14 protein-coding genes and 1 pseudogene are annotated in these 17,615 nt (G+C 65.1%); 8 read left to right on the top strand and 7 right to left on the bottom strand.

Translation table 11 applies throughout. The features are described from left to right. Positions 1 to 125: 125 nt before the first annotated feature. From AC0L30_RS26835 to AC0L30_RS26820, 4 genes and pseudogenes are all read left to right on the top strand, one after another. Positions 126 to 4,712: pseudogene (locus tag AC0L30_RS26835) on the top strand (amino acid adenylation domain-containing protein); the annotation flags it as partial. A gap of 141 nt (positions 4,713 to 4,853) precedes the next feature. Beyond that, positions 4,854 to 5,024 (top strand): hypothetical protein, encoded by a 171-nt coding sequence (locus AC0L30_RS26830; protein ID WP_162847227.1) that lies wholly within the window; start codon positions 4,854 to 4,856, stop codon positions 5,022 to 5,024. A 245-nt stretch (positions 5,025 to 5,269) separates the two neighbouring features. Then, a complete protein-coding gene (locus tag AC0L30_RS26825; protein ID WP_007600598.1) occupies positions 5,270 to 6,001 on the top strand; it encodes a 4'-phosphopantetheinyl transferase family protein in 732 nt (243 codons plus the stop codon). Then, positions 5,998 to 6,975 carry an LLM class flavin-dependent oxidoreductase gene (locus AC0L30_RS26820; protein WP_473405601.1) on the top strand — a complete coding sequence of 326 codons (978 nt, stop codon included), beginning with the start codon at positions 5,998 to 6,000 and terminating at the stop codon, positions 6,973 to 6,975. The genes AC0L30_RS26825 and AC0L30_RS26820 overlap by 4 nt, the downstream gene beginning before the upstream one ends. A 170-nt stretch (positions 6,976 to 7,145) precedes the next feature. On the opposite strand, the gene AC0L30_RS26815 is transcribed toward AC0L30_RS26820, so the two are convergent. The 3 genes from AC0L30_RS26815 to AC0L30_RS26805 form a co-directional block, all read right to left on the bottom strand. Next, entirely contained in the window at positions 7,146 to 8,171 is a 1,026-nt protein-coding gene (locus AC0L30_RS26815; protein ID WP_473405600.1) for a histone deacetylase family protein, read from the bottom strand. A 126-nt stretch (positions 8,172 to 8,297) separates the two neighbouring features. After that, a complete protein-coding gene (locus AC0L30_RS26810; RefSeq protein ID WP_007600595.1) occupies positions 8,298 to 9,239 on the bottom strand; it encodes an SMP-30/gluconolactonase/LRE family protein in 942 nt (313 codons plus the stop codon). Further along, positions 9,196 to 11,268, bottom strand: coding sequence for a PQQ-dependent sugar dehydrogenase (locus AC0L30_RS26805; protein WP_473405599.1), 2,073 nt, complete (start codon positions 11,266 to 11,268; stop codon positions 9,196 to 9,198). The genes AC0L30_RS26810 and AC0L30_RS26805 overlap by 44 nt, the downstream gene beginning before the upstream one ends. A 206-nt stretch (positions 11,269 to 11,474) precedes the next feature. Between AC0L30_RS26805 and AC0L30_RS26800 the strand changes: the two genes are divergently transcribed. The 3 genes from AC0L30_RS26800 (at position 11,475) to AC0L30_RS26790 (ending at position 13,745) form a co-directional block, all read left to right on the top strand. Next, positions 11,475 to 11,708, top strand: coding sequence for a DUF6894 family protein (locus AC0L30_RS26800; RefSeq protein WP_007600593.1), 234 nt, complete (start codon positions 11,475 to 11,477; stop codon positions 11,706 to 11,708). 9 nt (positions 11,709 to 11,717) lie between these two features. Then, on the top strand, positions 11,718 to 11,894 hold the full coding sequence (locus AC0L30_RS26795; protein WP_219685338.1) for a hypothetical protein: 177 nt from the start codon (positions 11,718 to 11,720) through the stop codon (positions 11,892 to 11,894). A 261-nt stretch (positions 11,895 to 12,155) separates the two neighbouring features. Continuing rightward, positions 12,156 to 13,745, top strand: a complete 1,590-nt coding sequence (locus AC0L30_RS26790) for a gamma-glutamyltransferase family protein (RefSeq protein ID WP_473405598.1) — start codon at positions 12,156 to 12,158, stop codon at positions 13,743 to 13,745. Positions 13,746 to 13,969: 224 nt separating this feature from the next. On the opposite strand, the gene AC0L30_RS26785 is transcribed toward AC0L30_RS26790, so the two are convergent. From AC0L30_RS26785 to AC0L30_RS26770, 4 genes are read right to left on the bottom strand one after another with little or no spacing between them, the layout of a single operon-like run. Further along, complete coding sequence (locus AC0L30_RS26785) at positions 13,970 to 15,256, bottom strand: NAD(P)/FAD-dependent oxidoreductase (RefSeq protein WP_473405597.1); 1,287 nt, start codon at positions 15,254 to 15,256, stop codon at positions 13,970 to 13,972. A gap of 12 nt (positions 15,257 to 15,268) precedes the next feature. Beyond that, a complete protein-coding gene (locus AC0L30_RS26780; protein WP_027568180.1) occupies positions 15,269 to 16,000 on the bottom strand; it encodes an amino acid ABC transporter ATP-binding protein in 732 nt (243 codons plus the stop codon). Then, complete coding sequence (locus AC0L30_RS26775; protein ID WP_007600584.1) at positions 15,997 to 16,650, bottom strand: amino acid ABC transporter permease; 654 nt, start codon at positions 16,648 to 16,650, stop codon at positions 15,997 to 15,999. The genes AC0L30_RS26780 and AC0L30_RS26775 overlap by 4 nt, the downstream gene beginning before the upstream one ends. A gap of 31 nt (positions 16,651 to 16,681) precedes the next feature. Then, positions 16,682 to 17,446 carry an ABC transporter substrate-binding protein gene (locus AC0L30_RS26770; protein ID WP_007600582.1) on the bottom strand — a complete coding sequence of 255 codons (765 nt, stop codon included), beginning with the start codon at positions 17,444 to 17,446 and terminating at the stop codon, positions 16,682 to 16,684. A gap of 24 nt (positions 17,447 to 17,470) precedes the next feature. Here AC0L30_RS26770 and AC0L30_RS26765 point away from each other — a divergent pair, with 24 nt between their 5' ends. Next, positions 17,471 to 17,608 carry a hypothetical protein gene (locus AC0L30_RS26765; protein ID WP_354201023.1) on the top strand — a complete coding sequence of 46 codons (138 nt, stop codon included), beginning with the start codon at positions 17,471 to 17,473 and terminating at the stop codon, positions 17,606 to 17,608. Positions 17,609 to 17,615: the final 7 nt, after the last annotated feature.

The raw sequence follows: 17,615 nt of genomic DNA, 5'->3' as shown, positions 1-17,615 counted from the left end.
TATTATTTGTCTTTTGGTCGGGGGTGTTGTTTTTCGCGCCCCCCCCGCCGGGGGGGGGGGGGGCGCGGGCCCCCCCCCCCCCCCCCCCCCCCCCCCCGGGGCGCCCGGCGGGCCCCCCCCCCGGGGAAGCAGACGCGCCGCTGTCGTTCCAGCAGCAGCGGATGTACGTGCTCTCGCGGCTCGACCCCACGCGCTACAATTATAACGTCGTCGAAGTCGCGCTCCTCAAGGGTGGGCTCGATGTCGCCGCACTTTCTGCGAGCCTTGCCGCGGTCTCTGCCCGCCATGAGGCGTTGCGGTCGGTCATCATCGAACGCGAGGGCGAGCCGGTGCAGCTTGTGCTGCAATCGCCGCCGCAGTTCGAGCGGATCAAGCTCAAGCCCTGCCCGGCGGACAAGCGGGCCGCTGTTGTCAGGCGCGAAGCGCTCCGGCTCGCGCAACATCCGTTCGACCTTGCGCACGAGGCGCCGCTGAAGGTCACGCTGCTCTCGTTCGACAAGAGCAGCCACGCGCTCGTGGTCAACGTCCATCATCTCGTCACCGACGGCTGGTCGCAGCGACTGTTCTGGGAAGAACTCGCCGCCCATTATTCGGCAGCGCGCAAGAACGACGTGGCAACACTGCCTGCGCCCGCCTTCCAGTACCGCGACTTTGCGCTCTGGCAGCAGAGCTGGGCCAAGACGCCGGCGGCCAAGGAGCAGCTCGATTACTGGCGGACGCAACTGGACGGCGTCACCACGCTGCCGCTGCGGACCGACCGGCCAAGGCCGGAGGTCTGGAGCGGCCACGGTGCCCGTCACTATCTCGAATTCTCCAAGACTCTGTCGGCCGACTTGCGTGCGCTGAGCCAGAACCAGGGCGTCACGCCCTTCATGACCCTGCTCGCAATGTTCCAGTGCCTGCTGTTCCGTCACACCGGACACGAGGATGTCGCGACGGGATCGCTGATCGCCAACCGCAACCAGATCGAGAGCGAGCGCCTGATCGGACTGTTCGCCAACACTCTGATCCTGCGCAATGATTTCGGCGGCGATCCGAGCTTCGGCGACATGTTGCGCCGGGTCCGGCAGGTCACGCTCGATGCCTATCGCAACCAGGACCTCCCGATCGAAGAGGTCCTGCGCGCGCTTCAGATCGCGCGAAGGAGCGACGGCAATCCGCTGTTCCGGATCATGTTCATCCTCCAGAACGCCTCGATTGAGGCGGCACGATTCTCCGGTCTGTCGACGCGGCGGATCGAGATCGATCCACAAGTGGCGCGATTCGACATCACGCTCGAACTGGTCGAGGCCGACGGCCGTTTCACCGGCTTCTTCGAATACGCCACCGATCTGTTCGACGCGGCGACGATCGAGGGCATGGCCGCTCAGTTCAAAACCCTGCTCAAATCCGTCATCGCCGATCCGGAGCAGCGCATCTCGCACCTGCCACTCCTGAGCGAGACCGAACGCCGGCAGCTGCTGGCGCAGGGCCGGGGCGTGCCGGCCGATTTCGCCACGCGCGGCAATTTGAGCGAAGGTTTCGACCGCCAGGCCAAGAAGACGCCGAACGCGATCGCCGTGTCGGACGGCCGCACATCCCTGAGCTACCGCGAGCTGGCGCGCCGCAGCCAGGCGGCCGCGCGCTGGCTTGCCCTCGAAGGCGTCGGCGCCGAGACCGTGGTCGCCTTGCTTGCAGATCGCGGGGCCGACCTGCTCGCCGCGATGATCGCCGTGCAACGCGTGGGCGCCGCCTTCCTCAATCTCGATCCCGACCAGCCGCCGGCACGGCTCGCAACCATCCTCGGATCGAGCGGCGCCCGCATGCTGCTGACCGGACGGTCGCAGTCGTCCATGGCGGAGGGGCTGCTCGAACCGCTGGTCGAGCGCCTTCAGGTGGCCGAGCTCGAGGACGCGATCGCGCCGGCGTCGACCAAGCCGGCCCGTGCAACGCGGCGCGCGGCTTCGAGCCTTGCCTATCTCATCTACACTTCCGGGTCGTCCGGCGCGCCGAAGGGCGTCATGATCGAGCAGCGCGGGCTTTCGAACCATCTGGCCTCGCTCATCTCCGAGCTGAAACTCACGTCCCGGGACGTGATCGCGCAGACCGCGCCGCAGAGTTTTGTCATCTCGGTGTGGCAGTTCCTCGCGGGGCCCATGGTCGGTGCGCGGGTCCATGTGTGCGGTACCGCGATCGTGCAGGACCCGATTTTGCTCGCGCGCGAGATCGAGCGCGAGGGCATCACGGTGCTCGAGATCGTCCCATCGCTGCTGCGTGTGATCCTCGATCGCATGGACGAGGCACAGGTCCGACGCGCCTTTGCGAGGCTGCGCCTTCTGATCTCGACCGGCGAACCGCTGCCCGTCGATCTCTGCAAGGCCTGGTTCGCCCGCTGTCCGAAAGTGCCGCTGATCAACGCCTATGGTGCGTCGGAATGTTCCGACGACGTCTCGCTGCATCGCCTGACCAAAGCACCGACGATCACGACCGGCAACGTCCCCATCGGCGCGCCGCTGCCGAACATGCAGCTCTACGTGCTCGACGCAAGCCTGCAGCCGCAGCCGGTCGGCGTGAGCGGCGAGCTCTGCATCGGCGGCGCCGGTGTCGGCCGCGGCTATGTCAACGACCCCGCGCAGAACCGGCAGCGCTTCCTGCCCGATCCGTTCTCGCGCAAAGCAAGCAGCCGGCTGTTCCGGACCGGCGATCTCGCCCGCCGCCGCGCCGACGGCACGATCGAATGCCTCGGTCGCGCCGACCATCAGGTCAAGGTTCGCGGCTACCGTATCGAGCTCAAGGAGATCGAGAACGCGCTTGCCGACCATCCCAGTGTGCGCGCCGGCATCGTCGAGCCGCGCCGCGAAGCAAGCGGCGATGTCAGGCTGATTGCCCATATCGTCGCAAGGTCCGGCAGCCGGAGCAGTGCCAGCGAGCTGCGCGACTTCCTGAAGAGCCGGCTGCCGGGCCACGCCATCCCGTCCGCGTTCCTGTTCCTGGATCAGGTGCCGCTCAATGCCCATGGCAAGATCGACCGCACCGCGCTGCTGGCGCCGGCGCAGCAGGAAACGTCCGGACCGGATGCGACCGTGCCGGCGCGGCGCTTCACCGAAAAGGTGCTGTCCGACATCTGGATCGACCTGCTGAAGATCGAGAGCCTCGGCGTCACCGACAATTTCTTCGACCTCGGCGGCCACTCGCTGCTGGCGGGCCAAATCATGGCGCGCGTCGCCCGGGCGCTCGGCGTGTCGCTGCCGATCAAGACCATCTTCGAGGCACCGACGATCGACGAGCTTGCCCGGCGGGTAGACGAGGCCGTGGCGGCCAAGCTGCGCAAGCCGGCCACAGGTTTCGCAAGGCTGGCTACAGCGAGCCTGGCCGAAGGCAGCCCTCCCACGCTCTCGATCGCGCAGGACCAGATGCTGCGGATCGAGCAGAATCTTCACGGACTGCCGCTGTTCAACCTGCCTTTCGCTTTCCGTCTTCAGGGGCCGCTCAATCTGGCCGCCCTGGCGCAGGCGATCGATGACATCGTGCGCCGGCACGAATCGCTGCGGACCCATTTTGGCTGGAGCGGCGGGGAGCCCGTCAGCCGCATCGCCGCGCCCGGCGCCCTCGGCCGTGTCCTGACCGTCGAGACGATCGGCGACGGCCAGCCCCACAACAACAAGCGGCGCAAGGCGCTGGAGCTCCGCAAGATCGATCTCCTGATCGAACAGGAGACCTATGTCCCGATCGACACCACGCGCGCGCCGCTGCTGCGCGCCCGGCTGTTGCGGCTCCACGATTGCGATCACGTGTTGCTGCTGACGCTGCACCACGCCGTTGTCGACGGCTGGTCGATCGGCGTGCTGTTCGAGGAATTGTCCAGCCGCTATGCGGCCTTGGCTGGCTATCCTTCGGTGCCGCTGCCGAAACCGCCGCCGGCCTTTTCGGACGTAGCGCGCTGGCAGCGCTGGTGGTGCGGCACCGATGCCGCCCGCCATCAGGCGGCCGACTGGACGGAGAATTTGCGCGGGGCGCCTCCCCTCTTCGAGGGCGGATCACGTCCGGGCCCGTCCAGGGGGCACCATCCCGTCAGCCTGGATCGTGAGCTGATCGGCCGGCTCGCGGCTTTCGCCGGCCAGCACAATTGCACGCTGTTCATGTGCCTGCTGACCGGCTTGAAAGCCGTGCTGCTGGCGCGGGCCGGCCGCCACGACATCTCGATCGCCACCGCCATGGCCAATCGCGCCCAGCCGGACACCGACCGGATCGTCGGTCCGTTCGAGAACACGGTGATCGTTCGCACCAAAATCACGCCGGAGCTGTCGTTCGTGCAGGCCGTGGTCCGGGTCCGCCAGAGCGTGCTTGACGCGCATGCGCGCCAGGAGCTGCCGTTCAACATCCTGGCCGACCATCTGGAGCAGGAGGGGGTCAATCCAGCCTCGCTGCTCCAGGTCTATTTCACCCTGCAAAATCCGCTGCGCCAGCCGCTCGATTTGCCTGATCTCACGACAGGATCGATCGGCAACATCGCCCGCGAAGGCCAGCCGGTGCTGCCGATCGACCAGACCTGGCTGTCGCTGATGCTCAAGGAGCGGCCGACGGGAATCACCGGTTCATGCAACTACAAGAGCGAGCTGCTCGACGGCGCTACGGTCGGCCAGTGGATGGAGGATCTCGTCGCGCTGCTCGGGGCGGCCCTCGCCCAACCCAACGCACCACTCGGCCGATTGCTCAATCGCAGGGCGGCATGACCGGCCGTACAGCACGGGCGAATACGGGGTCACCCGTCAAAGCTGTGAATGACCAAGTTGCATCTTGATTATTTGGCGCCATCGCGCAAGATTATTCTCGCGTTTTGATTTGGACGATTATTTTCAACCGGGGAGTTCGTTATGGGTTTCATCAAATTTACCAAGGGCACCTCGTTGAGTGACAAGGACCGCAAGGCCCTGCAGAAGTTGCTCGGCGCCGAGAAGAAGAAGCTGCAGTCCGCGCTGAAGGATGTCGACGCCAGCATTTCGATGCTGGGCGGCTCCAAGAAGTCCAAGAAGAAGAAGACGTAAGACTCGTCGGCCGGGACGCCGCACGAATCTTCAGGCTTCAGTTTTCGGGCTTCAGTTTTCAGATTTGGCCACTCGCCTGTCGAGTTGGGGTCTCGCACAAGCTTGCGCCCGTAAACCGGCCAGCAATCGACAAGGATTCGCCGGAGTGGACCGCTAGAAACGGTCCGCTCAGTTGATTCTTGCTCAGTTGATTCTTCCGTCATGGCAGGGGATTTGGCCCCGGCCTGACGCCATGGGCCCAATTGATGGCAGACGACAGAATTGAACTGTTTGTCGGACTGATCGAGACTTTTGACGCGCCGGATGCGGTTGATACGTGCCGGCGCCTGCTCTCGGTCGACGAACGGGTACGAGCCGACCGCTTCGTGTTCGAGCGGCACCAGCGACAGTATATTTTCGCGCACGCGATGTTGCGCCTTGCGCTCTCCCACGTCGCACCTGAGGTCGCACCGACCGACTGGTCATTTGCGGCCGGGCGTTACGGGCGGCCGTTTGTCGCATCGCCCAAGACCTCGAGCACGCTGCATTTCAGCCTGTCGCACGCCGACGGCTGCGTCGCCTGCGTCGTGTCAGGGCATGAGACCGTCGGCGTCGACGTCGAGACCGTATCGCGTCGGGTGGCGCCGCTGTCGACCGCGCTTCGGTTCTTCGCGCCGGAAGAGGTCGAAGCGCTGCGCGGGCTGCCGGAGCCCGCCGCGACCGAGCGCTTCTTCGACTACTGGACGCTGAAAGAAGCCTATCTGAAGGCCAGAGGTTTCGGCCTCAATTTGCCGCTCGACGCCTTCGCCATGCAGGTATCGCGCGAGGCCATCGAGATCAGCTTCAAGCCCGATATCGCCGACGATCCGCAAGGGTGGCGATTCCAGCTGATCTCGCCGTCGCCCTCGCATCGTCTCGCGATCGCCGACGGCTCCCGCGCCAGCGGCGGCCTTCCCATCACGCGCAATGCGTGGCCGCTGCAGGAGGCAGCTGAATGACGCCGCGGCTGCGTGTCTTTCCCGCGATTTCGCGCAACCGCGACCCCAAGAAATATGTCGGTGAGTTGATGCGGGTGGCGCAGTTCGCCGACCGCAACTGCTTCGAAGGCATCCTGCTGTTCGAAGGCAACGACGTGTTCGTCGAGCCTTGGGCGATGGCCCAGCACATCATCAGCGAGACGACGAGGTCCTCGCCGCTGATCGCGGTCAATCCGGTCTACATGCACCCGTTCACGGCGGCAAAATTCGTCTCGTCCTTTGCGCAGCTCCACCGCCGCAAGGTCTATCTCAACATGATCACGGGGACGGCGGTCAGCGATTTGCAGGGGCTCGGCGACGAGCAGTCGCATGCCGACCGCTATGTCCGGCTCGGCGAATTCATTGCGCTGATGCGCCAGCTGCTGGCAAGCCCGCGGCCGGCCACTTTCGAGGGCCGGTTCTACCGTGCAAGCAACCTGCAACTGCGACCACGCCTGCCGCCGGAGCTGATGCCGGAATTTCTCGTCGCAGGTCAGTCCGAGCCGGCACAGCGCGTCGCAAAGGAGACCGGCTGCATCAAGATGCAGATGCTGCCGCCCGATCTCGACCGCCGCCTCGATGCGCCCGGCATGAATTTTGGAATTTTCGCCCGCGAGGGACGCGACGAGGCACGGCAAGCGGCAAAGGCGCGTTTCCGCGATAATGCCGACGATCGCGAGCTGCTCGTGCTCACCGTGGAGAACAGCGATTCCGTGTGGAAACGGCGCCTCTACGAAGGCCAGAGCGGCGAGCTCGCGGACAATGGCTATTGGCTGCTGCCGTTCCTGACCTTCCAGGCCGACTGCCCCTACCTCGTCGGCAGCTACGCGGAGATCGGCGCGAAGCTGAAGGAGTTTGCCGCGAAGGGGCTGACCACGATCATGCTCGACATGGTCGCAGACGAGACCGAGATGCAGCACGTCTGCAAGGCGCTCGCGGCAAGCGGGATGTTTTGAGATCGAATTATCAAGGAAGTGCCTCTTCTCCCTCTCCCCGTTCTTACGGGGAGAGGGTCGGGGTGAGGGGCTCTCTCTGCGGGCGAGATATGCCTGAGACCTGTACCCCCTCACCCGGAATTTGCTCGCGAAAATTCCGACCTCTCCCCGCAAGCGGGGAGAGGTAAACTTCACCGCGCCTCTTCGAATCCGGCCAGCACGGAAGTCAGGTTCGCGCCGAGGATATCCGAGAGATAGCCGCCCTCCTGCACGAACACGGTCGGCAGGCCCAACTTCGCGATGGCCTGGCCGATGCGGCGGAAGCCGCGCGTGGTGACGGCGAGACCCTTCAGCGGATCGTGCTCGGAGGCGTCGAGGCCGAGCGCGATGACGAGGGCGCCAGGCGCAAAGGACTCGATCGCCTTGCGTGCGACGTCCATCGCCTGGATGTAGCCGTCATCTCCGGTGCCGATCGCCAGGGGAATGTTGAGATTTGTGCCGAGGCCGGGACCTTCACCGCGCTCATGTGCGTAGCCCCACACGTAAGGATAATACGCGACGGGATCGGCATGGATCGAGACCGTGTAGACGTCCGGCCGCGCGTAAAAGATTCCTTGCGTGCCGTTGCCGTGATGGACGTCGACGTCGAGGATCACGATGCGCTCGTGCCTCTGCCGCAGATGCGCCGCCGCGATCGCGCTGTTGTTGAGGAAGCAGAAGCCGCCGGCCATGTCGCGATAGGCGTGATGACCGGGCGGACGGCAGAGCGCATAGGTCGCGTCCTCGCCGTCCATCACCATCTGTGCCGCGGTGACCGCGACGTCGGTCGCGGCGCAGGCCGCAGCCCAGGTGCCCGGGCCGATCGGCGCCGCGGTGTCGGCGGTGTGCCAGCCGAGCTTGCCGGTGATATGGGTGGGATAAGTCGCGGCATGGCGCACCGGATGGATATTGCCGATCATCTCCGGACCGGAATCGCCGAGCGCGGTCCAGGCGTCCCAGGCCTCGCTCAGGAACGACAGATATTCCGGACTGTGGATGCGCGCACGCGGCCCCTGCCCGAATGTGGTTGGTTCGACCAGTTGGTGCTTGCCGTCCTTGAGGCCTTTGAGCAGGCGGTCGGCACGTTCGGGCTGCTCGGTGGTACGCTTGACGACACCGCGAACCAGGAAGAATTGCGGATCGTGGCTGCGATGCAGCTCGGTATGGACGGCTTTCACTCGAACACTCCGTGGTCGCTTTGAGGGTGCCACAGATGTCTAAATCCCCGCGGCGGCGAGATGCAAGCAAGAAGAATGCCGTCCCTTTCGCACCGCCCTGCGCCTGAAGCAGATCGCTCGTGAAGCTCAGCAACGCCCGCGCTGGAGGCAGTGCTCGCGGCCCTGCTGGTCGGTGCGAAAGGACTCGACGAAGCCGCCCTGACGCTGGGTGACGAAGATCGTCTTGCCGTCGTGGCCGCCGAAAGCGAGGTTGGTCGGCTCCTTGGCCCTCAGCGCGATCTCCCGCTCGACCGCGCCATTGGCCTTCATCAACGTGATGGTGCCCTTGAGGATGCGCGCGACATAGAGGCGGCCAGCCATGTCGGTGCGCAGGCCATCGACGCTGTCGGGCTGAAACGCCTTGACGAGTTTTGGACTGGTGAGCTCGTTGCCGCCGATCGTGTAGGACCAGATCTGGCCGCTGCTGGATTCCCCGACATAGAGCGTCTTGTCATCGGGGCTGAGATCGATGCCGTTGGTGGTGCCCATCGCGCGCGGCGCCGACATGAGCTGTCCCTGCACCGTTCCGTCGGCTGCCTTCGCGATGCGCCAGATATGGCCTTCGCGACCTTTCCAGTTCGGATCACTCGCGTAGATCGTGCCGTCGCGGGCGATGGTGATGTCGTTGGGCTGGTTCATCTCGTCGGAGTGAAACCAGATGGCGGGCTCGGTCGATCCCTTCGGGATCGCGAAGATGTTGTGCTTCTTGTAGTCGGCAATGAACATGGTGCCGTCGCGGGCGAAGCGGATGGCATTGCCGACGCTGCCCTCGGGCAGCGCCGTGAAGGGCTCGGACGCCGCGCCGCCGACAGGCAGCTTGCCGATGGTGCCGGGCTTGCCGAAATTGACGACGAAGAGATTGCCGTCGAGATCGGCGGCCGGCCCTTCGATGCCGAAGGTGTATTCGCCTGATGGCGTCACCTGCACGCTTTCGAACAGTTTTGTTTCTGCTCGTGCCTGTGCCGTCGCAAGGACGAGAACAACGCTACTGCACAGGCACCAGAAATTCCTGCCGGATGTAATAGCCATCGCCGTCGCTGCACTCGCCATTCAGGTAGGGATCGGCCGGCCGGAAGAAGCGGCTGAAGCCGGGTTTGTCTACAGCGTTCCTTTGTGTCACGACGACGACCTTGGCAGCCGGTATTTCGCCGCATTCCCTGTTGGTTTTCCCAAAGAACTTGCGCTGCGGCGGGCCGGACTTGATCCGCATCCGGATGCCTGGGACCATTTTTGACACCAGCAGATCCGCCGTGTCGAGCAGGCGCGTGTAACCAGGCTCGGCCTTCGGCAGGCCTTCGCCACCCGGCGGCATCAGCTTCTCCGCGCCTAACCCACGAAGCCGCGTGCGCAACTTTCCGGAGTCGGGATCACCAGGATAGATCCAGCCATCCTGCGACAGCATGAAGCGAAGCACCGTCGCGTCCTTCTGAGCGTCAGATAGGCCCGGCTTCAGGCCGAAGTCCGAGTGACAGCCGACGCAGTGCTTTTCGACGAGGCCTTTGCGCAAATTGGTGAGCCGGACGCTGTTCTGCGCATCTCTGGCCACGAAGACAGCCAGTTGATTGATCAGCGCCTGGCTACGCATGTCGCAGGGCAACGGCGGCGGCGCATCGCCCGCGGCGCGGTCGATCCGGATCACGGTCTGGTTCTTGTCCTCGACCAACCAGATTGCGCCGTCCTCCGCGACCGTCATGCCGACGGGCGCACCTTGCGGCCGCGCGCCGTTGACGCGGTGCCAGCCTGCGACCAGCTCCTCGAACGGCGCGGCCGCGACGTCGCCACCCTCGGTCTGAAAGCTGTGGGTCGGATCGGCCGCGCAGCTGACATGATAAGACACCGGCGCCGGGGCGGGCTTCGGGAAGCCGTGGTCGTCGACGTCATAGACGATGACGCGGCTGCCGGTCGGGCGATAGCCATGCAGGCCGACCAGCAGCTTGCCCTCGAGCTCCGGAAATTTCGCGCCGTGATAATAGAGCATCGCGAGCGGCGCGCCGTGCGGCGGCAGCAGCGAGAACGGCGCCTTGTAGAGAGCGTTGGCGGTGCACAGCGATTTGTAGATCCCCGACTGCAATACGATCCTGAATTCGGGACTCGGCGTCGACAAATCGTAGCAATAAGGCCAACCGTAATGCCTGCCCTGCTCGATGGCGTTGATCTCCTCGTTCGGCTTGAAAATGTCAGGCAGGTCGCGGCCGTTCTCGCCTTGCAGGAAGGCATAGCCCGCATCGGGAAAGTTCGGGTGCAGCGCCAGCGCCATCGAGTTGCGCAGGCCGCGCGCATAGACGCCGTGCGGCGGGTCGGGTTCGCCAGGCTTCAACGCCGGGAAGATACCGCCCGGGGGCGGCGTGAACAGCCAGATCGACGCCATCGCGGAAGCACCCTCGGCCGCCGCGCAAGGTCGCGTGATCGGCGCCGGCGTGATGCAGTCGTCGCTGTGCGAGCCGATGTTGACGAACAGCCGGCCGTTCCTGTCGAACACAAACTGCTTGAGCGGGTGCGCGCTCTCGTCGACCCTGGTGCCGTCGGGCAATGTGATCCGGCGGCCCGGCATCTGACGGACGATGGTCTCGACCATGTCGCGCGGATTGTCGGCGAGCGGATCGAACCGGAAGATCGTCTCCGCGCTCGAGGCATAGAGCTTCTTGTCCGGACCGATCACGAGGCCAAACGGATATTCGATTGCAGTGAGCAGCTCCTTGAACCGCCGTCCCTGGGGCGCGCGCGGGTCGAGCAACAGCAGTCGGCCATCGGTATGGCCCCAGCCCGCCATGTCGGCGACCACGAACAGGTCACGACCGGGCACCTGGATGATCGCCCGCGGGAATTTCAGCCGATCCTCCTCGCTGGCGACGAGGCCGGCGCAAAATCCGGCCTTCATGTCGATCTGGATTCTGGGAAAAGCCAGATCGGCACTGCCGCAGGTCTCCGTGCCGATCGCATAGCCGCTCTTGCGGACCGGTTCTGATGAGCCTACCGAGGTGAGGGTCAGGAGCACCACCAAGGCGCCCGCGCATGCGCGCAGGCTTCGGCTTTCACGCCAAAATGTGAGGTGGTTCACGGCGCCTCCCGGACTTTCCGTCCAGGGTTGTTCCATGCCGCGGGAACGCCGTCCAGTTGATCAACACCCCCTTGTGATCAAACCAGCAGGGGGCTTGGCGCCGACCAATCTCCGTAGATTCCCTTACCGGGCTCGACCCGAATGTTTCGCGAAGGCTTGGAATGGTATCGGTTTGCCGTCCCAATCGCTCCCAATAGGAGACGCATATGGTCCAGGTCTATTTTCACTGCTCCAATACCGAGGGCACGCTGATCGATCGCAGCGGCACAGCCGTGACCAACCTGACCGAGGCGCGCGACCGTGCCGCCCAGATCATGAACGCGATGATCCTGACGCCCGGCGCTGAGGATTGGCGCGACTGGGTGATCCATGTCAGCGGCTCCGACGGCGAGGAGATCTTCGACCTCCCCTTCACTGCCATGCTCGGCAAGCCGCACTGAGGTGATGCCATGTTGCTCGCGTCACTGACCCTGCTCCGCCAGCCCCTGAGCTTCGTCGCCGGCAAATGGCAGACGCTGATCCGGATCGCGGGCAATCCCTACCGGCCCGAGCTCCACTACATGCGCGGGCCTGGCCCGAAATGGCACGCCAAGTATCAGGCCAGCCGGCTGGATCGCGCGCGCTGAGCTCTGCGGCTTCCGCTTCCCACTGATCGGTCTCTCGACTCGTGATGCCCGGGCATAGCCGTCCGAAGGACGGCGTCGCTTCCGCTCGCCTATGCCCCGGGCATTCACGCGTTGGCGCCTCCCCCGCCTGCTTCACACCAGCCATGTCGCGCCTCCCTTTCGATATTCTCGGTGGGGACGATGTGCCATTGTCCGCGCACTCCGCCGATTGCGGAGCTCAGCGCAACGAAGCCAAACCGAAGACAGCACACAGACATCATCATGCCGCACCAGTTCAGCCACGCCCAAACCGTCCGCAAGCCCGCCATCACAACCAAAGGCGGCATCGTCGCCGCGCAGTCGCGGCGGGCGGCCGAAGTGGGGGCGCAAGTGCTGGCGGCGGGCGGCGACTGCGTGGATGCGATCGTCGCCACCACCTTCGCGCTCAACGTGCTGGAGCCCTGGAACAGCGGCATGGGCGGCGGCGGCGCGATGGTGCTCTACCGTGCCGCGGAAAATCGCTACGAAGTGATCGACTACGGCATGTGCGCGCCGCAAAGCCTGCGCGCCGCCGACTATCCGCTCAGCGGCGAAGGCGCGGCTTCCGATCTGTTCCCCTGGCAGCGGGTGAAGGACGACCGCAACATCCACGGCCCCGCCGCGATCGCCGTGCCCGGCGTCGTCGCCGGCATGGAGGAGGCGCATCGCCGTCACGCGAAGTTGCCGTGGAAGGATCTGGTCGCGCCGGCAGCGGTCCTCGCCGGCGAAGGCCTGCTGGTTGACTGGTGGACCACGCTGACGATCGCGGCATCGGCGGCCGATCTTCGGCGCTATCCCGCGAGCGCGACAACGTTCCTGAAGGACGGCCTGCCGCCAAGCGCGCCATGGGGCATCAAGTCCGAGACGCGACTGCCGCTGGACACGCTGAAGGCGACGCTGTCGCACCTTGCCGACGCCGGTCCGCGCGATTTCTACCAGGGCGATCTCGCCAGGAGCATCGCATCCGACATCAAGGCCGACGGCGGCGCGCTGTCGGTGGAGGACCTCGCCGCGTTCCGAGCTCATCTGCGCGAGCCGCTGGCGATCCCCTATCGCGGCGGCAAGGTGTTTGCGACGCCGGAGCTCACAGCCGGGCCGACAATGGCGCATGCGCTGCGCCTGTTGCAGCAGAACCTGAATCCGGGAAGCGCGCCCGACGCGGCCGGCTATGTCGAATATGCGCTCGCCCTGCAATCGGCTTATCGCGAGCGGCTCAAGGATATGGGCGATGCCGACGGCAAGCGCTCGCTCGGCGCGGACTATCTGGCGCCCGCCTGCACCACGCACTTCTCTGTGGTCGACCGCCACGGCAACATCGCGGCGGTGACGCAGACGTTGCTGTCATCCTTCGGCTCGAAATACGTCACGCCGCACACCGGCATCGCCATGAACAACGGCATCATGTGGTTCGACCCGACGCCGGGCACCACCAACTCGCTCGCCCCAGGCAAGCGCTGTCTCACCAACTACACGCCTGTCATCGCCGAGACCGCGGACGGCAAGCGGCTCGCGGTCGGCGCCTCCGGCGGTCGCCGCATCCTGCCGTCGGTGATGCAGATCGTGTCGTTTGCGATGGATTTTGGCATGGATCTCGATGCCGCGATCCACCAGCCGCGCATCGATGCCAGCGAAGGCGCGATCGTGATCGGCGATACCAGGTTGCCAGCGGAAGTCCGCAAGGCACTCGCCGCGCGCTTCGACTATGAGGAGACGCAGGTACAGGCCGTGCCGATGAAGTTCGCCTTCCCGAGCGTAGTGATGCGCCAGGGCGACACGAATTCCGGCGCGGTTGAGATTTTTCATCCTTGGGCCGATGCGGTGGCGGAAGCCTAAGGCTTAACGAAAACCGATTGAGCCGCGAGCACCGCTGCACCTCTTCCGCTTGCGGGAGAGGTCGACGCGCGCCGGGCGATGCAAAGCATCGTCCCGAGCGCGGCGGGTGAGGGCTCTCTCCTCTTGGGGATTCCCTGTATGGAAACACCCTCTCCCCAGCCCTCTCCCGCAAGCGGGAGAGGGAGCGCACCTGTGCTGCGGCAACAGTAAATCTAATCGCGCCGTTAGATCCCGAGCCGGTCGCGCACCCGGCCTGCGATCACTGCCGTCGTCACGCCCACCGGCCAGAATGCGTGCATCGGGATCGGCTTGATGCCGGTGACGGGCATGTCGAGCTCGGCCTTGGCGCCTCCGATCAGACGTCGTGCGAGCTGTGCGCCCATCGCGGTCGAGAGCGCGACGCCGCGGCCGTTGCAGCCGAGCGAGATCAGGATGTTGTCCGCGGGCTCGTGCACATGCGGGTAATGATCCGCGGTGATGGCGAGCCGGCTGTTCCAGCCATGGGTCCAGGCGACGCCCTCGAGTTGCGGCCATAGCCGCTCGGCGTATCGCATGAGATAGGCGACGTCGCGCGGCGAATTGATCCAGCGCATCGGACCACGACCACCCATCAAGAGGCGGTTCTGCTGATCGACGCGGTAATAGACGGTGATGTGGCCGCTCTCGTAAAGGACGGGACGCGTTGGCATGATCGAACGGGCCACATCGTCGGACAACGGCGCGGTGGCCGCGATCGAGGAGAACACCGGCACGATGGTTCGGCGAAGCGCCGGCCAGAGATCGTCCGTAAAACCGTTGGTCGCGAGCAGCACCTTGTCGGCATGCACCACCGCGCGCGGCGTCCCGATGCGCCAGCGGCTGCCCTCGCGGCGTAGCGACAGCGCCGGTGTCTCGCCGTGCACCTTTGCGCCCGCGGAGATCGCGGCGCGCGCGAGACCGCGGGCATAACTGAGCGGATGCAGATCGCCGCCGCGGGTATCCAGCATGGCGCCGACGTAGCGATCGGTGCCGGTCATCGCGCGCAGCTGCTCGCGGTTCAGGTACGACACCGGCATGCCGCGGGCAGTGCATTGCCGCGCGGTTGTCTCGATCGCGGCGGCGCTGGCCTGGTTATAGGCCGCGCGCAGCGTGCCGTTCTGCCGCGCCTCGCACGGGATCTGGTAGCGGCGGATCAAATCGTGGGTGAAGTTCGTCGTGCCGTAGGAGAAGTCGATCATGCGGCGGCCGAGCTCAGTGCCAAAATCGGCTTCGATCTGATCGGGGTCGTGCTTCAGTCCCGGATTGGTGTGGCCGCCATTATTGCCGGATGCGCCCCAGCCCGGCTCCTGCGCCTCCAGCACCAGTGCCTCCACGCCCTGCTCGGCCAGATGCAACGCCGTGGACAGACCGGTGTAGCCGCCGCCGACGATGGCGACCGAGACCGTCTTGTCGATTTCGAGCGGCGGCGTGGCCACCGGCGCGACGGCGGTGTCGGCATAGAGGGACGGCGGCAGAGGCAGGCGCGTGGTCATGGCAAGGACCGGTCAGAGCGGATGCAGCACGCGGCGCAAAAAATCCTGCGTCCGCGCATGCTGCGGTTGATTGAGCACCGATTTCGCCGGTCCCTGCTCGACGATGACACCGCCGTCGATGAACAGCACGCGGTCGGCGACGTCGCGGGCAAAGCCCATCTCGTGCGTAACGACGACCATGGTCATGCCGTCGTCAGCAAGCTTGCGCATCACGCCGAGAACGTCGCCGACCAGTTCAGGATCGAGCGCCGAGGTCGGTTCGTCGAACAGGATGGCCTTGGGCTGCATCGCCAGCGCCCGCGCGATCGCGACGCGTTGCTGCTGGCCGCCGGAGAGCTGCGGCGGATGTTCGTTGGCTTTCTCGGCAAGGCCCACCTGGGCGAGCAGCGCGCGGCCACGCTCGAATGCGGCAGCGCGCGGCTCCTTCTTCACATAGAGCGGACCTTCGACCACGTTCTCCAGCACCGTTCGGTGCGGAAACAAATTGAAGCGCTGGAACACCATCGAGACCTGGGTGCGGACTTGCACGATCGACGGCGCGTCGCGGTCGACCTTCAATCCCTCGACGCTGATCTCGCCGCGGTCGTAGCTTTCGAGACCGTTGATACAGCGCAAGATGGTGGACTTGCCGGAGCCGGAGGGGCCGACGATGCAGACCACCTCGCCCTTCTGCACGGAGGCCGTGATGCCCTTGAGCACCTCGTTTTCGCCAAAGCTCTTGTGGACGTCGGTCAGCTCGATCATTTCTTGCCGGCCCGCTTCTCGAAGTGACGGACCAGCAGGATCAGCGGAATGCTCATGGTGAGATACATCAGCGCAACCATCGTGAACACGTTGGTGTTCTTGAAGGTCGAGGACGCGATCAGCTTGCCTTGCAGCGCGAGCTCGGCGACCGTGATGGTCGAGGCCTGCGAGGAATCCTTCAGCATCATGATCATGACGTTGCCGTAAGGCGGCAACACGATTCGCACCGCCTGCGGCAGCACGACGCGGCGCATGGTCAGCCACCAGCCCATGCCGATCGATTGCGCCGCCTCGATCTGCCCCTTGTCGATGGCCTCGATGCCGGCGCGGAAATTTTCCGCCTGATAGGCCGAGTAGGCGATGCCGAGCCCAAGGATCGCAGCCTGCAACGCGGACAGCGTGACGCCGAGATCCGGCATCACGAAGTAGAGGTAGAACAACAGCACGATGATCGGAATGCCGCGGATCACATTGATCAGGCTGGCGCTGAGCAGCGACAGGACGCGGATGCCGGAGACCCGCATCATCGCCCAGACGAGGCCAAGCACCGTCGACAGCAGCAGCGAGCCGATGGTGACGACGATCGTCAGCACGACGCCGCTCATCAGGATCGGGAAGAATTCCGCCGCGTCGTGCCAGAAGCCTTTCATCGATCAGCCTTCATCGATTGACCTCTCGCGATCAACCCTGGGCCTTCAGGCCCCATTTATCGAGGATCTTCTCGATGGTGCCGTTGGCCTTGAGCTTGGCGAGCGAGGCGTTGATCTTGCCGAGCAGCGCGCTCTCGCCCTTGCGGACGCCGATGCCGACCGAGCCGACAGTAGCAGGCTTGTAGCTGTCGACGAGCCGCACCTCGGGGAAGCCGCCCTGCTTCAGATTGTAGGCGAGGATCGGATAATCGGCATAACCGGCCTTGAGGCGGCCGGTGTTCACGTCGCGCAGGATGTCGGGAATGGTATCGTAGGCCTTGACGTCGGCGAACAGGCCGGACTTCTTCAGCGCATCGACGAAGGCGGTGCCGACCTGGGCGCCGACCGTCTCGCCTTTCAGATCGTCCTGCGTGGCGTAGGCCTTGGTATCGCCCTTCGGCACGACGAGGCCTTCCCCGTAAGTGTAGATCGGATCGGAGAAGTCGACGACCTCCTTGCGCGGCGCGGTGATGAACATCGCGGCCGCGATGATGTCGATCTTGCTGGAGGTCAGCGACGGGATCAGCGCCGAGAACGCCATCGGCTCGATCTGCACGTTGAGGCCGGCATCCTTGCCGATCTCGGTGATGAGATCGACCATGATGCCCTGGATGGTGTTGGTCTTGGTGTCGAGGAAGGTGAAGGGAATGCCTGTCGGCGTCGAACCAACCTTCAGCACCTGCTGCGCCGAAGCCGGCGCTGCTGCGGCAATCGCGAGTGCCGCGACCGCGGCCTGGACAAAACGCTTCAACGCCATCGCATTCCCCTTTGGGCTCGGCCGATGGCGGCGCTCGCAGATGTCGTGATCGCAGACATTGCGGGCCGAGCCGTTTCGGCCTATTTTCACCAACATGAAAATTTGGTCACACTTTCGCGGGTCATGCAAGCGGTTTTCATGCACATGAAGGAAGCGGTTTGACGTGAGC

The sequence above is a fragment of the Bradyrhizobium sp. MI1.11 genome, assembly GCF_055811255.1.
Note: the sequence above shows the minus strand (reverse complement) of the source record. Positions and strands in the feature narration are given on the sequence as shown.

Coding starts and splice junctions, on each gene's coding strand:
- AC0L30_RS26830 (WP_162847227.1), top strand. CDS start 4,854: ATGGGTTTCATCAAATTTACCAAGGGCACCTCGTTGAGTGACAAGGAC.
- AC0L30_RS26825 (WP_007600598.1), top strand. CDS start 5,270: ATGGCAGACGACAGAATTGAACTGTTTGTCGGACTGATCGAGACTTTT.
- AC0L30_RS26820 (WP_473405601.1), top strand. CDS start 5,998: ATGACGCCGCGGCTGCGTGTCTTTCCCGCGATTTCGCGCAACCGCGAC.
- AC0L30_RS26810 (WP_007600595.1), bottom strand. CDS start 9,239: ATGGCTATTACATCCGGCAGGAATTTCTGGTGCCTGTGCAGTAGCGTT.
- AC0L30_RS26800 (WP_007600593.1), top strand. CDS start 11,475: ATGGTCCAGGTCTATTTTCACTGCTCCAATACCGAGGGCACGCTGATC.
- AC0L30_RS26795 (WP_219685338.1), top strand. CDS start 11,718: ATGTTGCTCGCGTCACTGACCCTGCTCCGCCAGCCCCTGAGCTTCGTC.
- AC0L30_RS26790 (WP_473405598.1), top strand. CDS start 12,156: ATGCCGCACCAGTTCAGCCACGCCCAAACCGTCCGCAAGCCCGCCATC.
- AC0L30_RS26785 (WP_473405597.1), bottom strand. CDS start 15,256: ATGACCACGCGCCTGCCTCTGCCGCCGTCCCTCTATGCCGACACCGCC.
- AC0L30_RS26780 (WP_027568180.1), bottom strand. CDS start 16,000: ATGATCGAGCTGACCGACGTCCACAAGAGCTTTGGCGAAAACGAGGTG.
- AC0L30_RS26775 (WP_007600584.1), bottom strand. CDS start 16,650: ATGAAAGGCTTCTGGCACGACGCGGCGGAATTCTTCCCGATCCTGATG.
- AC0L30_RS26770 (WP_007600582.1), bottom strand. CDS start 17,446: ATGGCGTTGAAGCGTTTTGTCCAGGCCGCGGTCGCGGCACTCGCGATT.
- AC0L30_RS26765 (WP_354201023.1), top strand. CDS start 17,471: ATGGCGGCGCTCGCAGATGTCGTGATCGCAGACATTGCGGGCCGAGCC.